This window comes from Sphingobacterium sp. (assembly GCF_032065005.1).
Classification (GTDB): Bacteria; Bacteroidota; Bacteroidia; order Sphingobacteriales; family Sphingobacteriaceae; genus Sphingobacterium.
This window is the reverse complement of the sequence record NZ_DAMBMM010000008.1, coordinates 169,397-188,433: the sequence shown is the minus strand read 5'-3', so window position 1 is coordinate 188,433 and position 19,037 is coordinate 169,397. Positions and strand designations below refer to the sequence as shown.

At 40.4% G+C, this 19,037-nt stretch carries 13 protein-coding genes and 2 tRNA genes; 5 read left to right on the top strand and 10 right to left on the bottom strand.

The window, feature by feature from the left end:
• Nucleotides 1-8: 8 nt before the first annotated feature.
• From RT138_RS13905 to RT138_RS13885, 5 genes are all read right to left on the bottom strand, one after another.
• Nucleotides 9-92: transfer RNA gene (locus RT138_RS13905), tRNA-Leu, on the bottom strand.
• A gap of 45 nt (nucleotides 93-137) precedes the next feature.
• The gene (locus tag RT138_RS13900; RefSeq protein WP_313191180.1) at nucleotides 138-1,025 is read right to left on the bottom strand and encodes an exopolyphosphatase; all 888 of its coding nucleotides are present in this window, start codon (nucleotides 1,023-1,025) and stop codon (nucleotides 138-140) included.
• 79 nt (nucleotides 1,026-1,104) lie between these two features.
• Nucleotides 1,105-2,127: a Gfo/Idh/MocA family oxidoreductase gene (locus RT138_RS13895; RefSeq protein ID WP_313191179.1), complete on the bottom strand. Its 1,023-nt coding sequence runs from the start codon at nucleotides 2,125-2,127 to the stop codon at nucleotides 1,105-1,107.
• 10 nt (nucleotides 2,128-2,137) lie between these two features.
• Entirely contained in the window at nucleotides 2,138-2,758 is a 621-nt protein-coding gene (locus RT138_RS13890; protein ID WP_313191178.1) for a hypothetical protein, read from the bottom strand.
• A gap of 78 nt (nucleotides 2,759-2,836) precedes the next feature.
• The gene (locus RT138_RS13885) at nucleotides 2,837-5,413 is read right to left on the bottom strand and encodes a phosphoenolpyruvate carboxylase (protein WP_313191177.1); all 2,577 of its coding nucleotides are present in this window, start codon (nucleotides 5,411-5,413) and stop codon (nucleotides 2,837-2,839) included.
• Between the two features lie 314 nt (nucleotides 5,414-5,727).
• Here RT138_RS13885 and RT138_RS13880 point away from each other — a divergent pair, with 314 nt between their 5' ends.
• Nucleotides 5,728-7,926, top strand: a complete 2,199-nt coding sequence (locus RT138_RS13880; protein ID WP_313191176.1) for an FUSC family membrane protein — start codon at nucleotides 5,728-5,730, stop codon at nucleotides 7,924-7,926.
• The gene (locus tag RT138_RS13875) at nucleotides 7,910-8,887 is read left to right on the top strand and encodes a YpdA family putative bacillithiol disulfide reductase (protein ID WP_313191175.1); all 978 of its coding nucleotides are present in this window, start codon (nucleotides 7,910-7,912) and stop codon (nucleotides 8,885-8,887) included. Before RT138_RS13880 ends, RT138_RS13875 begins: the two co-directional genes overlap by 17 nt.
• Here the strand turns inward: RT138_RS13875 and RT138_RS13870 are convergent.
• Nucleotides 8,876-9,487, bottom strand: a complete 612-nt coding sequence (locus RT138_RS13870; protein ID WP_313191174.1) for a TetR/AcrR family transcriptional regulator — start codon at nucleotides 9,485-9,487, stop codon at nucleotides 8,876-8,878. The two genes, RT138_RS13875 and RT138_RS13870, sit on opposite strands and share 12 nt — an antisense overlap.
• Before the next feature lie 102 nt (nucleotides 9,488-9,589).
• On the opposite strand from RT138_RS13870, the gene murB reads away from it, so the two are divergent.
• Nucleotides 9,590-10,606, top strand: a complete 1,017-nt coding sequence (gene murB / locus RT138_RS13865; RefSeq protein WP_313191173.1) for a UDP-N-acetylmuramate dehydrogenase — start codon at nucleotides 9,590-9,592, stop codon at nucleotides 10,604-10,606.
• 285 nt (nucleotides 10,607-10,891) lie between these two features.
• Nucleotides 10,892-11,407 (top strand): sigma-70 family RNA polymerase sigma factor, encoded by a 516-nt coding sequence (locus RT138_RS13860; protein WP_313191172.1) that lies wholly within the window; start codon nucleotides 10,892-10,894, stop codon nucleotides 11,405-11,407.
• A 116-nt stretch (nucleotides 11,408-11,523) separates the two neighbouring features.
• Here the strand turns inward: RT138_RS13860 and RT138_RS13855 are convergent, their stop codons facing one another.
• From RT138_RS13855 to RT138_RS13840, 4 genes are all read right to left on the bottom strand, one after another.
• The gene (locus RT138_RS13855) at nucleotides 11,524-12,444 is read right to left on the bottom strand and encodes a PfkB family carbohydrate kinase (protein ID WP_185214045.1); all 921 of its coding nucleotides are present in this window, start codon (nucleotides 12,442-12,444) and stop codon (nucleotides 11,524-11,526) included.
• Nucleotides 12,445-12,500: 56 nt separating this feature from the next.
• A tRNA-Asn gene (locus RT138_RS13850) sits at nucleotides 12,501-12,574 on the bottom strand.
• A 158-nt stretch (nucleotides 12,575-12,732) separates the two neighbouring features.
• Complete coding sequence (gene xylA, locus RT138_RS13845; protein ID WP_313191171.1) at nucleotides 12,733-14,061, bottom strand: xylose isomerase; 1,329 nt, start codon at nucleotides 14,059-14,061, stop codon at nucleotides 12,733-12,735.
• A 12-nt stretch (nucleotides 14,062-14,073) separates the two neighbouring features.
• Nucleotides 14,074-15,549, bottom strand: coding sequence for an FGGY family carbohydrate kinase (locus RT138_RS13840; protein WP_313191170.1), 1,476 nt, complete (start codon nucleotides 15,547-15,549; stop codon nucleotides 14,074-14,076).
• Between the two features lie 359 nt (nucleotides 15,550-15,908).
• Between RT138_RS13840 and RT138_RS13835 the strand changes: the two genes are divergently transcribed.
• Nucleotides 15,909-19,031: a SusC/RagA family TonB-linked outer membrane protein gene (locus RT138_RS13835; RefSeq protein ID WP_313191169.1), complete on the top strand. Its 3,123-nt coding sequence runs from the start codon at nucleotides 15,909-15,911 to the stop codon at nucleotides 19,029-19,031.
• Nucleotides 19,032-19,037 lie beyond the last annotated feature (6 nt).

Genomic DNA, 19,037 nt, shown 5'->3' with positions numbered 1-19,037 from the left:
TTTCAGGGTGCCCAGGAGCAGATTCGAACTGCCACACCCAATCGGGCGCCACCCCCTCAAGATGGTGCGTCTACCAATTTCGCCACCTGGGCTTAGACATCGCAAAAATACTCTTTATTTTGATTTTTGCAACGAATTTAGACCTTTTCCTTCTTCAGATTTTTATTGATCAATGTTTGGATTATTCCATCTGCCAGACCGATACGTGGCGCCATAATATTCTTTAGGTGCCCAACTTTCATAATGGTCAAGAAAATCTCGGAGGCTGGAATAATTACGTCGGCCCTATCTTGCTTTAATTCAAGCACATTGATCCTATCTTTCAATGAATAAGAGTTCAGGTAGACATATAAAGCTTTCAGTTTCGCATACGAAATAGGCTTATCTGCTTTTTCATTTGCCAAACGGGATAGCTTGTTGATGTTACCACCACTACCTATACCATAAATATTCTTATATCCTTTGGTAATATTCTTCACCCACAACTTCATATCGTCCCAAGTCTCAGGACTATCTTGATTATCCAAGATACGGATGGTACCTAGGTTAAAGGATCTAGAAGCCACCAAGTCACCATTGGCGAACAATGATATCTCGGTACTACCACCGCCTACATCGATATATAAATAAACCTTATTTCTATCCATGCTGGTATGGCTATGCACATTGTAGATGATCTGAGCCTCTATTGCCCCATCAATGATATCAATATCCACGCCTGCTTCCTTACATGCCTTGACAACTTCCTTTCCATTATCAGCATCACGCATGGCAGATGTAGCGCAAGCCATATAATCGGAAACCTTATAGACATCCATGAGGTTCCTGAAAGCACTCATGGTCTTGATCATGCTCTCGAATTTTCCTTCAGAAATATGTTGATGTATAAAGGCGTCGTCTCCCAATCGAAGGGGAACCCGAAGTAAAGTGTTTTTGTTAAATGTGATTTCGTTCTCTCTTACAATAATATCGGCAATCAACAAGCGGACTGCGTTTGAACCGATATCAATAGCGGCATATCTCACGTTATATTAGATTTGAAAAGTTTAACAATGTTAAAAATCCTAAATTAACTAAATGTAAACTTTATATTAAATAGAAGTTTTATTTATTTGGTTCTAGAATCTCTAACTGCCAAAGAATTTGGTCTTTAGTGACAAAGTAAGGTTCATCTTCCCGAATTGTGCGATAGACTTCATCGAATAATCCCATGTAATTCCCTAATTCTGCGGGAACAAACCTAGAAACCAAATTACCTTCTTCATCCGGGCTGGTCAAGACCCCTTCCATTCCTTCAGGCTCGATTCCATAGGCAGGATTATTTGGGAGCATCCCATCGATCAATTGTGCTTCTTGTACGTCGGTTCTATTTTTGATGAAACTACCCTTGGTGCCATGGAGCACAAAACTAGCTTGAGAGTTGGCCACTAATAGACTAGCTGTGATATAAACATTCAAGCCAGAGGTATAATTCAGGATAATACAACCATAGTCATCCACGATGGATCCTGGCCTATAAACACCCCGGACCTTGGTCATCGCTTTAGGCTTCCCAAACAAGGAAATGGCCTGGTCAAGTAAGTGTGAACCGAGGTCGTAAATGACCCCTGATGCTGGGATTTTAGTTTCTTTAAACAGCTTTGGCCCCAGCTCTGGTTTAAAGCGGTCAAAGCGAATGTGCAATTCGATTGGACGCCCAACCTCATTGTTTTCTATGACCTTCTTCAGTGCCAGGAAATCGGCGTCAAAACGGCGGTTATGGAAAGGTAGGATATGTTTTCCCATATCATTAGCCACCTTAAAGAGCACATTTGCTTCCGGTGCAGTTGGTGCAAAAGGCTTTTCGATCAGCACATGTTTGCCGGCCTTCAGAGCTTTTAACGCGAACTCAACATGGGTATCGTTTGGGGTATTGACAATGACCAGTTCAATCTCAGGATCGTTGATCAAATCGTCTACTGAATCATAGCTGATGATATTTGGGTATCTATCCTGCGCCAATTTCTTGGAACGCTCTACAATTCCTCTTAATTCGAAGTTTGGGTTAACCTCTATAAATGGCGCATGGAATACCCTTCCGGACATTCCATACGACAATATACCTGTAACTATTTTGTTTTCTGTCATTTATCTTTGCTTAGTGATGCGCATGGGCATCTGCTTTACCACCTACGGCAGTAAACAACTGAGCAACAGTTTCTGTTTGGGATTGTGCAAAATCACGCAAATCTTTATTGGTATTACGAGAAAGTCTTCTGAATTGTTCTTTTACCAAAGCAACTTGATGTTGGATATGGCTTAAGTACTCTTGGTCAGAATAAACTTTAGCATGTTGTAAAGCCAAAGGAGCTGCAGAATCTGCGGTAGTAGAATCATTAACAACAACTGGAGCTTCATTCGGTTCAACTGCAATATTTTCTTGAACTTCACCTGTGAATTTCTCCGTTCCTAGGATTGGGAAATCAACATGGTATTTAGTAGCCAATGAATCCATCTTAGGAAGGATATCAGAGAAAAACTTAGCAGTTTTAGCGGCAGCATCTTTTGCCTGTGCATTACCCACTGTAGCTACATGTTCTGCGTAGGATACCTCATAAGGTGCGATGGACCCTACTTGTCTGAAGAAAGCATACGCATCACCATCAACCAATGTCGTATGTGTGTATTTCAATTGGTTTTCTTCAGCCGTTTTGAAAACACAAGAAGATAAAGAAGTACTTGCAAGAACTGCTGCAACTAATAATGTATTTAATTTCATCGCTTTATTATTTTAAAAACACACAAAAATAAAAAAATATCCCTATTAATGCCTATTTCTATCTAATTCAAAATCAATCTAAGCTAAATTTCTTCCTGCATTCACCACTCCATAAATGGTACGGCCAATTAATTTCCGGTATGTTTCTGCTTTAGACTCTTCCATTTTCTGCTTTTCAAGCAAACGGATGGCATAATGTTGGATGATCAACAATGGAAGGATAATTTTTTCTCTCTCTAAAATAGAAGCTCTTTCCACTGGATAATTTTCCATTAATTCTTTCATACCGGTCAGTTTTAACAAATATTTCTTGGTTAAATCGAATTCATCTTTCAACATCGTCCAGAATTCTCCAAATCTTGCATCGTCTTTCATATAGGACGTGATGTCAAAATTGGACTTGGTCATGGACATCATACAGTTGTCGATTACCGTATTGAACATACCTGAAGTTTCATACAGGTTCTTCACGTAAGACCAAAGGTTATTGTCCTCTGCCCATTGCAAAGCCGTACCTACACCAAAGAACCCTGGAATATTCTGTTTCAACTGGCTCCATGAAGTCACAAAACTGATGGCACGGAGGTCTTCCAACCTTAGTTCCCTACCGGAATTTCTCTTCATCGGTCTGCTGGAGATATTCATGCTGGAAAGTGATTTCAATGGACTTAAGGTTTCCAGATATTTCAGGAACAAGGGATGATGCCTTAATTCCAAGAATTTCTGATGGCTCTCTGCCGCCATGCGATCGATTACATCCTTCTGCTTTGCAGTCAAGGTATCGCCTACCCTTTGCTGCAGATCAGAGATCAACCCTGCATGAAGCAATTGTTCAATATTATATTTTGCAGAATCCAACGAGCCATATTGACTACTGATCGTCTGACCTTGAATCGTCAATTGAATGTGGTTGTTTTCGATTTCCTTACCCATAGAAGCATAGAAACGCTGCGTTTTACCACCGCCACGCGCTGGAGGGCCACCACGACCGTCGAAGAATATCAGATCCACATCATACTCCCTAGAAATGGCTGTCAATTCGATCTTAGCTTTATAGATCGACCAGTTGGCCATCAGGTAACCACCATCCTTGGTACTATCGGAGAATCCCAGCATAATGGTCTGTTTGTTTCCTCTTTTCTTCAGGTGAGCAGCATACACGGGATTTGAATATAAGCTGCGCATTACATCGGCTGCATGCTTCAGATCATCTACGGTTTCGAATAGAGGGACAAAATCCATGGTCAGGTCTTTCTTGGTCCAGCCTTCCCATAGGAATAGCTGCATCAAGCCCAAGATATCAGATGCCTGTTGGCAATTGGAAATAATAAAGCGTTGAACCGCTCTTTCACTACCTGTGGATTGGATTTCCTTGATCAATCGGATCACCTTGATGGTATCTTCGACAAGTGGATCTACTCCATCCTGCAATTCCAGGTTTGCTTCAGTGAATTTGATGTGCTTTTCCTTCTCCTCTTCCGAGCCTTCAATCTCTTGGAGTTTAATGCCGGTCTCTTTAGGATAGGTTTTAACCAACCAATCAAAGGTACTTCGCAAGGCACTACTGTCTTGGCGGATATCTAAAGTCGTGAAATAGCAGCCGAAAGTTTGGACTTTACGTCTCAAATCTTCCACGATCTCTACAAAGAGTCCATCATGGTTTTCTTTCAGAACGCGAATGATCTCGGTCAGGTTGTGCAAGATCCTTTCTGTTTCATCGACAGGCTTATCACTTGGGTTGAAGCTGTTTTCATAGAACAGCTCCTGAAGCTCTTCCATATATTTTTCCACCCCACGGAAGGTAATCCTTCTTTTTACAATCCTGAAATCACGATAATAACATCTAAAGAGAATGGTTCTCAACAGATTTGCCACTTTTTTCGTGCTTTCCCAGGTAACGTTTGGATTCCCGTCACGGTCACCACCGGGCCAAAATCCTAGCTCGATAAGGTGATTGACATCCTTAGGATTGATTTCCAGCTCATCTTCTATTTTAGCTTCGATTCCCGATGCCACGCTATAAAAAACGTTTTCAAGGAACCAAGCCAAACTGATGGCCTCATCAACCGGCGTCGGACTTTGTTTATTGATAAATGGTGTTTTCCCTAATTGTTGAAGCAACAGGTGTATGGTTGGAATATCGTTTTTCTTGAGTTCATCAATCAGGTCATTGATGATGGACAGCACTGGACCAGGATAGAACTGGGTCGGGTGTGCGGTCAAAACTAACCTAACGGACATATCTTTCAACCTGGAAACAACCTGTTTCTTCAGTTGGGGATTTGTCTGGGCCAGATTGAAAATTGATTCCAATCCGCCGGTTTCATCGCTTTTCCCAACGGCCCTGAAGGCAGAATCTTCCACCGCATCAAATAATACAACCTGACGTTCTATATATTGAACAATGCGAAATAACAAGTCCAGACGGTCATCTTCCTGAACGTACTGTTCATATTGACCGAAGAAACTATCGATGATAACCTCAGGCGATAAATGCTCCTCCACTCCTTTTTCACAATGGGTCGTAAAAAATGGTAGAATAGTCCCCGTATGCTTTACCCTTTGAAAAGGTAAAGTCAAGAACAAACTTTTATATAAATCGAACCTCGTGAGGACTTCATTCTGAAAAGCTATTGTCTTTTGGCTTAATCTCATAGTAAATAACGTATCTTGATTTGTGATAGTTGATTTGTGAACAAACACAAATATATCATTTTAATATCTTTTTAAATAACTAATTGTATTATTTACACTAACTAAACAAAAAAATTGCTATTTTGATAATGTTGACTGCGTATTTAAATGTGAAAATTTAAAAATCAATCTCCTATTTCCTCAATTTAAGGAACGGATCATTAAAATTTTTACAACATGGGTTCAATCGCTTGGATAATTAAAGATTTTATTGAATTTCATGCATTTTACTCCATTATTTAACCAGTGCTTACGTATCTTTGTTTCGACAAAACATGAAAAAAACCAAAGAATTAAGCAATTTCTTCTACAGTCAGTATTTTGCTGACGGTCTTCGCATTACCATTGGTTGTGTTGTTCCCATTTTGATCTGTGCCTCTTTGGGCAAATTCCTGTTGGGAACCTATATTTCTCTGGGAGCCTTATTAGTGGGGCTTTCCGACACACCTGGAGCTCCGTCGCATCGTAGGACCGGGATGATCGCTTGCTTAATCGTATGTATCCTGACCCAGTTCATCACATTCCTAGCCAATGGAAATATTTGGATCATGGCCATCGTATTGGGTTTTCTCTGTTTTACCTATTCCATGTTTGCCGTCTTCAATGCACGGGCAGCCACGGTGGGATCAATGGGAATCCTGATCATGCTGATCTATGTAGATGACGTGAACAGCTTCCAAGAGGAGATCATGCTCCTCTTCTATTTCTCCCTTGGTGCTATTTGGTATATGCTCATCAGTTTCTCGATTACCCAAGCTAGACCCTATCGATTGGCCCAACAGGAGCTTTCAGAAACCATAAGGCACGTAGGTGATTTCATTAGACTGCGCGCCAATTTCTATGATATTCATAAATCTATTGATGAGAACTACACTAAACTCATCGACAAACAGATTGAAGTCCATGAGCATCAGGAAAATGTGCGCGACCTTCTTTTCCAAAGCAAAAGATCCATCAAGGATACCACCAAAATTGGCCGGTACCTGACCTTGACCTTTAATGATGTAGTGGATCTATTCGAACAGTCCATGACCACGCATTATGATTATGAATTGATCAGGAAGGAATATGGTCATACGGGTATCTTAAAGGATTTTAAGCATCTATTGCTTAAGACAGCAAATGAATTGGACCATCTGGCCTATCAATTGAATGCCAACCGTGTTCCAAAGCCTCTTTACAATTTCAAGGAGGATATTGAAAACATCATGCGCTCCATCGATGCGCTCGAGAAAAAAGAAAACATCAATAGTATCCCGCTGAAAAAGATCTTGATCAGCGTGAGGAACATCAGCATTTTTATCCATAACATCTATAATTATGCAGTTGTAAGACCGAACAACATCAAGAAACAGGAAATCGAGGAAGCATCTAAGTTTATACAAACCGAACATATTGACTTGAGGAAACTGAAGGATAACCTTTCCTTCAATTCGAGTATTTTCCGGCACGCCCTACGGATGGCTATCGTAATGGCCATTACCTATGTGGTTTTCAATCTGGATTTTTTCAATATCGGCACCATGGGAAGTTATTGGATATTACTGACCATAATGGTGATCTTGAAACCCGGGTTCGGATTGACCAAAGAAAGGAACTTCCAACGGCTCTTAGGGACTATCATAGGGGGTATCATTGGCGCGATAATCTTGATGACCGTGCATTCAGAAGTGGCCAGGTTCGTTATTTTGATATTCTTTTTCTTGATTGCCTATAGCCTATTCCGGGTCAATTATATTATGGCAGTCATGTTCATGACGCCATACGTCTTGATTATGCTGAGCTTTTCAGGACTCAACACTTTTGAGGTTGCTAAGGAAAGGATTTTCGACACCTTCTTGGGTGGTATGATCGCCTTCTTATCGAGTTATATTATTTTTCCAAATTGGGAAAGTTTTCAGGTCAAGAACAATATCAGGCAATTGTTGATTGCCAATTATAAATACCTCGCTCAGGCGGTTAGGATTTTATCAGGCGAAGAGATCACGGTGACCAGTTATAAGCTTTCGCGCAAGGAACTCTACATTGCATCTGCCAATATGGGTTCTACATTCCAGAGAATGCTTTCTGAACCTAAATGGAGGCAAAAGAGCACCAAAGAGGTCAATAGATTGGTGATCTTAAACCATATCCTTTCCTCCTATGGAGCTACCTTGCTCACGCAATTAACGGAGGCTACAGATACAAACTACACCAAGGAACACTTGATACTCCTAAAAAAGGTGCTTCAGAATGTCAGCAAATCTATCGAGGCTGTTCCCATCAAAGGTGCAGAGGAATTTATTCCTGTAAGTGATTTTCCCGAGATTACGCCTGAAACCTTGAACCCCGTGGAAACCAAATTAATTACAGAACAATTGCAATTTTTAAATAAAATTTCCTCAGATTTATACAAATCTACCTTGGATGTGATGGAGAAAGAAAGTGCTATCCATCCTGGACAAATAGAAATGGCTAATGGACAACTTAATTGATGTATTGATAGTAGGCGGAGGTCCGATTGGGATCGCCTGTGGAATTGAAGCAAAGAAAAACAACTTAAGCCATGTAATCATTGAAAAGGGCTGTTTGACAAACTCCTTATACAATTACCCGATCAACATGACTTTTTTCTCCACCTCGGAGCGATTGGAGATCGGCGACACACCTTTTGTCACAACCAACCCTAAGCCCAGACGTGCCGAAGCTCTGGAATACTATCGTCGGGTAGAAAAGAAGTTCAATTTAAAAACCCATTTATTTGAAGAGGTATTGACCATCAACAAAATTGATGGAACTTTTCAGGTCACCACGACAAAATCGATCTATAGAGCCAAAAATGTAATCGTAGCTACAGGTTTTTATGATATCCCCATGTATCTGGGGGTACCGGGCGAAGGCTTGGATAAGGTAAGGCACTATTATGATGACCCCCATTATTATGCTAATCAGAAAGTCATTGTCGTTGGAGCCAGCAATTCTTCCATTGATGCAGCACTTGAAACCTATCGAAAAGGTGCAGATGTTACATTGATCATCCGAGGCAAGGAAGTAAGTCCAAGAGTAAAATACTGGGTCCGTCCCGATATTGAGAACCGCATTGCCAATGGAGAGGTTAAGGTCCATTACCGATCAAATATTGTAAGTATAGGGGAAAGAGAAGTTCAAGTCTCGACTCCGAAAGGACTGATCAGTATCGAAAATGATTTTGTTTTGGCACTGACAGGCTATCGACCCAACTTTGAATTCATTGAAAAGGTCGGCATCGAGGTCCCTACAACAGCTCCTTGTATTCCAGCGCATAATCCCGAAACGATGGAAACAAACGTGGAAAACCTTTACCTAGCGGGAGTGGTTTGCGGAGGTTTGAATACGCACTTATGGTTCATAGAAAACTCTAGGATCCATGCTCATCTCATTGTGAAGAATATTGTTGAAAAGAACCTAAACTCTTAGGCCATTGATGAAGATTTTCGCCAATTTTTTCTGAAGGTTCAGGATATAATCAAACTCTTCTTTGGATGGTGGCAGGAAAAGATTCTTGAATTCCTGCAGGATACCGATACGCATCCCTAATAAAGAAATCAATAAAATCTTGGCGGTTATTTCTATTTCTTCCACTTCGATCTCTTTGGTCTCCAACCCTTTTCTCAATACGAGGCATACCTGTTTGATCTCCTTTTCGAAAAGAGAAGGTAAGATTGCTTCAATATCGGGTGGCATCTCATTTCTTAGCGAATAACTGAATTCGAACAGATTAAAGTTGTCTTTGATAATGCGCAATCTGGTACATAGGAAAGCGTCCATAGCTTCATTGACGTTTTTGGATTGGGAGATTTTTTCCGTGGTTTCATTCACGATCTCATCAACCGCCATTTCAAATACTGCGGCGTATAATCTGTTTTTATCAGGAAAGTAATAGTAAAGTAAGGCTTTAGAAAATGAAAGATCTTGGGCAATCTCTGCCATGGTCGTTTTGGCTAATCCATAATGTGCAAACCTACGCTTTGCCGCCTCCAATATCTTCACCCTTTTCGCATCTGCATTTTTTGCCATACATAATAAAATTAGTTTATAATTTGCCGTTTACCTATCTTTACAGCCTTGTAAACTAAGATAGATTAATTTTTCGAACTTTTAAAGGATTCGGTCAAAAAAATGAAAAACGCAACTCAAGAGAATAAATCCCTAAAAAACCTAAATACTTTTGGTATTGAGGCCATGGCAAATCAATATATTAAAGTAGAAGATGAGCAGGTTTTAATAGACTTATTTTCTGCAGGAGCTTTTGAAAACGAATTTTTCATCTTAGGTGGTGGAAGCAATGTACTTTTCACCAAAGACTATCCAGGGCTCATCGTGCATGTGGCCAATAAAGGGATACAACATTTCATTGAAGGAAACCAGGTATTCGTCACTGCTGCTGGCGGAGAAGTTTGGAACGACCTCGTTTGGTACTGTATAGACCACGATTTCCCAGGCTTGGAAAACATGGCCCTGATTCCAGGGACGGTTGGAGCATCCCCTATACAAAACATCGGTGCCTATGGACAGGAATTGATGCATATCTTCTATTCATGCCGTGCATTTGATTGTAAAACTGGAGAGTTTATCACCTTCAACAATGAAGATTGCCAATTCTCCTACCGTGACAGTATTTTCAAAAGGGAATACAAGGGTAGATTCATAATCTGCAGTGTGACCTACAAACTTGAGCTGTTTGGAAAGATCAATACGAGCTATGGAGCCATTGAAAGTGAATTGGAGAAAAGGGGAATTAATACCCCAAGCATCAAAGATGTCGCAGAAGTGGTATCCTATATCCGCGTTGAAAAACTTCCTGATCCTTCCACTATCGGCAATGCAGGCAGTTTTTTTAAAAATCCAATTATCACGAAAGCACAATTTTCAGAACTTCAAAAACAATTTCCCGATATCGTACATTATACCATGGACCCCGACCATGAGAAGCTGGCGGCTGGCTGGCTGATTGAGCAATGTGGCTGGAAAGGAAAATCGGTTGGACAGGTGGCCGTGTGGAAAAATCAAGCTTTAGTCCTCACAAACATCGGAAAAGCATCTGGTAATGAAATATTTGAAGTATCGTCTACTATAGTGGACGATGTCAATACACAGTTTGGAGTACTTTTAGAACGTGAAGTAAACATACTATAAAAGTTTTCCACATTTTCGTGACTCCGATATTTTTTTTATTATAAAACAATAATCATCGATTATAATACAATAAAAGCCGATACAGGTTTTTAATCCACTTTCGTATTGCGAAAATTCCTTCCACTAAAATATCGATATCCACAATTTTATTAATTTACTGCACAAGAATTGTACATAGTAGCGTAGAAATATTATGGCTTAATAATTTTTTCGGTTGTTCAGCTTAAATCAGGCTCTAGCCTGAAACACATCGCATCATTTAACTATACTATAATCGCTAATTGTATGAACAAGATCGAATTCAACTCACTCGTTGTTAAGCACTCTGAATCACTTCGAAGTTATGCCAGAAACTTCACCCGTGATCATGAAGATGCTAACGACTTAGTACAGGACACCTTACTCAAGGCCGTCACGTACTTCAAGAACTTCAGGGACGGAACCAATTTGAAAGGTTGGCTTTATACCATTATGAAGAACACCTTTATCAATAATTACCGTCGCGTAGTAAAAACGAATTCCTTTATCACAAAGGAGGAAGAAATCTCACAAATTAACCTAGTTGTATCTGCAGCAAAGAACAATGGTGAAAACAAATTCATCATGGAAGACATCAACTATGCTCTTTCCAAGTTATCCGATGAATATTATGTTCCTTTCACCATGTATTTCGAAGGTTATAAATACCATGAAATATCTGACCATCTGCAGATTCCAATAGGAACAGTAAAAACAAGGATACATGTAGCAAGAAAGTCCATGAAAAAGACTCTTACTGCATATAAATTCAAAGAGAATTAATTCTCTTTAAAACATCCGAAAAAAAATATTATTAAAGGTTTATGTAGATTAAGCCATATCCCCTTAAAACTTTTATGCTAATTTAAGGGAAGCCTAAAAAGAAATTCGAGATAAGCTTATTCGCTTATCTCGAATTTTGAAAGTTTTACAAACTCCTGAATACGCTCCGAAATTTCTTCACTGCTCAGATTCTGCAATCTTTCTGTTCCGAATTTCTCCACACAGAAAGAGGCCAAAGCAGACCCAAAAATAATCGCGTTCTTCATATTGGTAAAATTAACGGATTGTAGCTTTGCTAAATATCCGATAAAACCACCTGCAAAAGAATCTCCGGCTCCTGTTGGATCAAATACATCGGCTAATGGTAAGGCAGGCGCTGAAAAGATCTGGCCTTCCCCAAACAACAAAGCTCCGTGCTCACCTTTTTTAATGATCAGGTACTGAGGTCCCATCTGAAGGATCTTCTCTGCTGCTTTCACCAATGAGTACTCTCCAGACAATTGTCTTGCTTCAGCATCGTTAATAGTCAACACATCAACCTTCTTCAACACCTCTTTCAACTCATCCAATGCCACATCCATCCAGAAGTTCATGGTATCCAATACCACTAACTTCGGTTTCTTATCCAAACGTTTCAAAGTTGCCATCTGTACCGCTGGGGTCAAGTTACCCAACAACAGATATTCACAGTCTTGATAAGAAGCAGGGATTTTAGGATCAAAATCTGCCAATACGTTCAGTTCAGTGATCAATGTATCACGGCTGTTCATATCATTATGGTATTTTCCAGACCAGAAGAAAGATTTCCCTCCAGGAATTACTTCAATACCTTCAACATTGATACCTCTTGATTTGATGATGTTTAAGTTATCATCGCCAAAGTCTTCACCAATTACAGAAATTAATTTAACATCTGGGAATAGATAAGATGCTGCTAATCCAGCAAATGTTGCTGCTCCACCTACGATTTTATCTGTTTTGCCAAATGGGGTTTCAATGGCATCGAAAGCAACTGTTCCAACGATTACTAAACTCATGGATATAAATTATGTTATAAAAAAAATGCCGGCGATTGGCCGGCTGTTTTATCTTGCTCCTGAAGCTGGGCTCGAACCAGCGACCCTCTGATTAACAGTCAGATGCTCTAACCAACTGAGCTATTCAGGAATTCGAATTGATAAGGTTGCCCTCATCTTCAAAGTGGTACAAAAATAGGTTTTTAATAATTAATACACAAACAAAAAATTGAAAATTTATTAATAAAAAGGCCTTTCAATACGTAATCCACTCATATCCAACGAAAATTATCTTATCAATTCGATCGACTAAATATAACGATTGACTAAATTCTCTAAGAATTCTTGTCTTCCACTTCTCATTTCTGGTTCACCGTTCTCTACCGCATAGCTTCTCAAATCCTCCAAAGTCAGCTTCCCTTGTTCATATTCGGCTCCTTTTCCATTGTCAAAACTTGCATAACGATCCTTACGGATTTTTTTGAACTCAGATTTCTGAAGGATATTATCTGCTGTTACCAATGCTCTAGCAAAGGCATCCATACCGCCAATATGAGCATAGAACAAATCTTCAGGGTCAGTTGAATTTCTTCTGATCTTCGCATCGAAGTTCACTCCACCTCCTTGAAGGCCACCTGCTTCCAAAATAATCAACATCGCTTCTGTCAATTCATTCAGATCATTTGGAAATTGATCGGTATCCCATCCGTTTTGGTAATCACCACGGTTGGCATCGATTGAACCTAACATGCCTGCATCAGCAGCAACCTGTAATTCATGTTGGAAAGTATGGCCAGCTAATGTTGCATGGTTAACCTCAATGTTCAATTTAAAATCATCCAAAAGATCATATTGCCTTAAGAAGCTGATGACCGTCGCGGAGTCATAATCATATTGGTGTTTTGTTGGTTCACATGGCTTCGGCTCAATAAAGAATGTTCCCTTGAAACCATTTTTACGAGCATAATCTTTTGACATATGTAGGAATTTTGCCAAATGCTCCTGTTCGCGTTTCATGTTGGTATTCAACAAGGACATATAACCTTCTCTACCACCCCAGAACACATAATTCTCTCCCTTTAGGGCTATGGTTGCATCTAAAGCTGCTTTTACTTGTGCCCCAGCATGCGCCAATACATGGAAATCAGGATTGGTGGAAGCACCATTCATATAACGATGATGGCTGAATAGATTGGCTGTACCCCATAACAACTTAATTCCACTTTCCTTTTGTTTTTCCTTCGCATATTCGACGATTGCCGCTAGATTGGAATCATTTTCATTGACATCATTACCATAGTCCACTAAATCTACATCATGGAAACAGTAATATGGCAATTGCAATTTCGTCATAAACTCAAAAGCGGCATCCATCTTATCTTTTGCGCGATCTAGTGTTTTCGATTTTTCATCCCAAGGAAAGAAATGGGTCTGCCCACCAAAAGGATCCGCTCCGTTTCCGTTGAATGAATGCCAATAGGCACATGCAAATTTAAAATGCTCCTCCATAGTCTTTCCGCCGATTACTTTTTTAGCATCATACCAGCGAAATGCCAATGGATTATCGGAATCCAAGCCTTCGTACTTGATTTGCCCGATATTCTTGAAATACTCTTTTTCTCCAATTAAAACTTTCATATTTATAGTTGATTATAATTTCTGTAATAAACTTTCCTTCCAATTTGAATAGAGGTCATTATAGATATCCTTATGCTGAGGCTCGATGGTCTTGATCTTTTTCAAGCCCGAGAATGCTTCTTTTTTATCTTTATACAGCTGTGCTCCAATTCCTGCTCCTAACGCCGCCCCAACGCTTCCGTCATTTTCATAAAGTTCGACTGGTACATTGGTTACCCCGGCAAAGGATTGTTGAAACACGGGGCTCAGGAACATATTGGCATAACCGGCCTTAATAACCGTTGGATGGATTTCATTTTCCTTAATGATATCTAGGCCATATCGAAACGAATGGGCTATCCCTTCCTGGACTGCACGCCAAATATGGGAAGCATCATGTCGCACAAAATCGAGATTCTCGATATGGCCATTGACAGTTTTATTGTTCAGCATACGTTCAGCACCATTTCCAAATGGCAATACCACAATTCCTTCAGAACCGATAGCAACTTCAGCAGCTTTTTGGTTTATCTGATCGTAATCCAAACCTTGAGCTGTTAGTTTTTTGATCCAACTATTTTGGATACCGGTTCCATTAATACATAATAGCACACCGATATTACTTTGGTCTTTACTATGGTTGACATGGGCAAAACTGTTCACCCTTGATTGCTTATCAAAAATTAAATGGTCCGCAACAGCATAGATCACACCAGAGGTACCGGCCGTTGCAGCGACCTCCCCTGCATCAATTACACCTAGGGATAATGCGTTGTTAGGTTGATCCCCCGCTTTATAGCTTACTATAGCCTTCTCCGATAGACCTAACTCAGCTGCTACACCCTTATCGATGGAACCATAGTTTGAAAAGATTGCTTGCACCTCAGGCACTAAAGACCGATCTATACCATAATAATCCAATAAAGTATCTGATAGTGCGTCTTTTTCAAAATCCCAAAGGATACCCTCAGAAATGGAACTCGGATTGGAATTGATCTGCTTAGTCAGGCACATACATAGAAAATCGCCTGGAAGCATAAACTTATGAACCCTTTCATACAATTCAGGCTCATTGTTCTTTACCCAAGACAGTTTTGATGCCGTAAAATTACCCGGAGAATTAAGATGGGATCTTAGAAAACCTTTTGGTTCCAAAGACTGGAAAGCCTCGTTTCCAATTTCCACAGCCCTACTGTCACACCAAATAATGGAATTGCGCAGTACCTTCTGGCCCTTATCAACCACAACTAGGCCATGCATCTGATAGGCAATTCCAATGGCAGCGATATCCTTTGGATCATATTGGCCACTAGCATTGGCTTTCAATATGGCTTTCTTGGTATTTTGCCACCAAAGTTCCGGGTCTTGTTCAGCCCAACCTTTTTGCTGCGATATGATTTCAGATTCCGTCTCCGGATATTGGGCAGAAACAATCCGTTTCCCGGTCTGTGCATCCAACACGGAAACTTTAATAAAAGAGGTCCCTAAGTCAATCCCTAGTAATAGCATAAATTGTTTATAATGGATAAGTTGATTCCACAATATAATTATTTTTAAAATAAGACCTACACTCTATTATGAAATCATGGAAAGCACAGTTTTTTGATCGACCTTCCAAATCTATAGCTAAAAACATACAAAACCCTGATAATCAACTAAAAACCACCTCGCTCAGTCACATTTTTCAACTATAACGTTTTCGTAAATAAAGATATATCGGTTTAGCAAAGTCAGTTACTTTATTGGTTATTATTGTGATATAAACCATTACAGATCATTCATTATCTAACTCCATTTTCCGCTTCCTAAGCCTATTTACCAAGCTTTCGAAATGGAAAATGCAATGTAAACCTTAAACTCTTTAAATTATGACAAAACAGTATGTTTTACTCATCCTATTCTCGTTTTGGATGATTCTGCTCTCTGCAGACCCCTGTTTTTCACAGCAAAACCAAAACCTCATACGAGGGACCGTCAAATCCACGGATGGCACTCCGGTTGAAGGAGCCAGCATCATGCAGACAGGTACAAAAAATGGAACCTTATCTGATGGAGACGGAAAATTTGAACTGGAATTAATAAACGGTACTAGAGGAACCCTGACAATTACCCACACGGGCTTCAATACACAGACCGTTTCAATCAACAGTCAAGATTTGCAGATTTCTTTACAACCTAAAGCAGAAGACTTAGATGAAGTCGTTGTGGTAGGTTATGGTACTCAAAAACGAAAGGACCTTACTGGTGCCGTTGCTTCTGTACAAGCCGAAAAGCTCGAAAAAGAAGCTCCTAGATCGGTCCAAGATCTATTGCGAGGAAATGCTGCAGGTATTGTAATCAGCCAAGGAAATACAGCGAAGGGCGATGCTGATCTTCTAGTAAGAGGTCGGGGAACCCTAAAAGCTGGTGCTAGCCCACTCAACGTAGTAGATGGGGTCATCTTTGATGGAACATTTGCTGACATCAACCCAAATGACATTGCTTCCATCGACATCCTAAAAGACGCAAGTGCGACTGCAGTTTATGGTGCAAGGGCAGCAAATGGCGTCGTATTGATCACTACCAAACGCGGCGCTTCCGGAAAACCAACCATTACTTTGAATGGCAATTTTGGCTTCGTAGAAAACTCCTACATGCCGAGAGTCATGAATGGACAGGAATTCTTAGCCTATCGTTATGATTATGAAATGGGTAAAAGAGCCCAAGATTACCACGACAAATATCCTGAAATGTTTGTGGATCCAAGAAAACTGACAAATGTAGATCAATTGGCATGGTATAACTATGACCAAAAAGACCCTGCAACAACCGTTACGGAAGAACAATTGATCCGCTCTTGGTTAGCAAGGTTAGAAATGAGATCTCCTGAAATTGAAAATTACCTGATCGGGAAAGAAACCAACTGGCAAGACCAAGTTTTTCACAAAGGAATCCAGCAAGATTATACAGCAAGTATTTCCAATAAAACGGATAACCTAAACTACTATTTCTCCTTGAACCATGTAGACCGCGAAGGCTTTATCGTTGGAAACCGATTCAAGAACTTCAGGACTAGGATCAACTTGGAATCCAAGATCACCAACTTCTTGAAAGTTGGAACCAACGCCAACTTTGCTGCCAGAAACGAAGGTTTCCTACAGGCAGATTGGGGACAATCAGCAATTATCCCTCCATATGGTTCTAACAATATCGATGATCCAAACAGCCTTTATAGAAGATTGCCTACTGGCGATGTTACTCCAGTAAACCCATTCTTCGATAATATGTTCAGAGACCGTGTGGATCGATATAACACTTTAAATGCAACGCTATACGGCGTTATCACCTTGCCTTATGGATTTGAAATCCAATCCAATTTTACTCCATCATTCATTTGGAGAGAATACTACAATCACGATTCTTCCTTGAACCCTGAATGGGCAGCTAAGGGTGGAACTGCAGAACGTTCCTTCTTCAGGACCTACAACTGGCAGATTGACAACGTCCTGCGTTGGAAAAAAGCCTTTGGAGATCACAACTTTGAGGTTACATTACTTCAAAATGCTGAAAAAGGTCAATATTGGAGAACCAAAGCCACGGCTTCCAATTTCGTTCCTAGCGATATCTTAGGCTGGCATAGAATACAGGCCGGAACGGTTCCTTTGAATGAAAGTGATGACACTTACCGTACGGGGGATGCCTTAATGGGCCGTTTATTCTACTCTTTCAAAGACACCTACCTTTTCACCGCATCGGTACGTCGTGATGGATACTCTGCATTCGGTTCTCAAAACCCTCGGGCAACTTTTCCTGCACTGGCCTTCGCATGGAATTTCACGAATGAGAAATTTATGGAGGGAACTAAATCTTGGTTAGACTACGGAAAACTAAGATTGACTTGGGGAAGAAATGGTAACCGCGATATCCCACAGTATGACGCACTTTCTGATATGACCTCAGGCTTACATCCATATATTGACTCCAAAGGAAATATTTACCTAGGCTCACAATTGTATGTGAACCGCATGGCCAACCTGGGGCTAAAATGGGAAAACAAAGCTTCTTACAACTTAGGTTTGGATTTCGCGATGTTCAAGAACCGCCTATCTGGTGCAATTGACCTGTATACCGCAACAACCCATGACCTATTAGTGGACCGCGAACTACCTGAAATCATAGGTTTCAGCAGCGTAGCAGCCAATTTAGGAGAACTTAAAAGCCATGGTATCGATGTGAGCTTAACGGGAAACATTATCCAAAAAGAAACCTTTAACTGGTCTTCTAACTTCATTTTCATGCTAAACCGCAGAAAGATCGTAACGCTTTATGGCGACATGGTAGACATTAAAGATGATGCCGGCAATGTTATTGGCCAAAAAGAAGCAGATGACATCAAGAACAGATGGTTTATCGGACAAGACCCTGACCGTATCTGGGATTACGAAAGACAAGGAATCTGGCAACAAAATGAAATTGAGGAGGCCGAAAAATTCGGATTACAACCTGGAGATTTCAAATATATTGACCAGAATGGTGATGGCGTGATGACTGATGCTGACCGTATCTTCCAAAGATACAAAACACCGCGCTTCCGTTGGTCTTGGAGAAATGACTTCAACTATAAAAACTTCAACCTTTCTGTGTTCATTTACTCCAATTGGGGACAAACTGATGGATTCAACCGTGCTGCAAACAACAGTAACTTCGCTGACCGAACCACTGATTATGTGATGCCTCGTTGGACTCCTGAAAACCCTATCGATGATTATGCGAGAATCGGTTCAAAGAATATCGGATCAAATTACATCAACAAGTCCTTTGTGAGGCTAGAGAATATTTCTCTTTCATACTTGGTGCCTTCCAACATCTTGGAGAAAGCAAGCATCCGAAACCTTAGGATTTCCGCTTCTGTAAGAAATGCCGCCATGTGGGCTCCACATTGGGAATTTGGTGACCCAGAAGGATTTCCTGTTCCTAGAACCTACAACCTAAGCCTTAATTTCTCACTATAACCTATT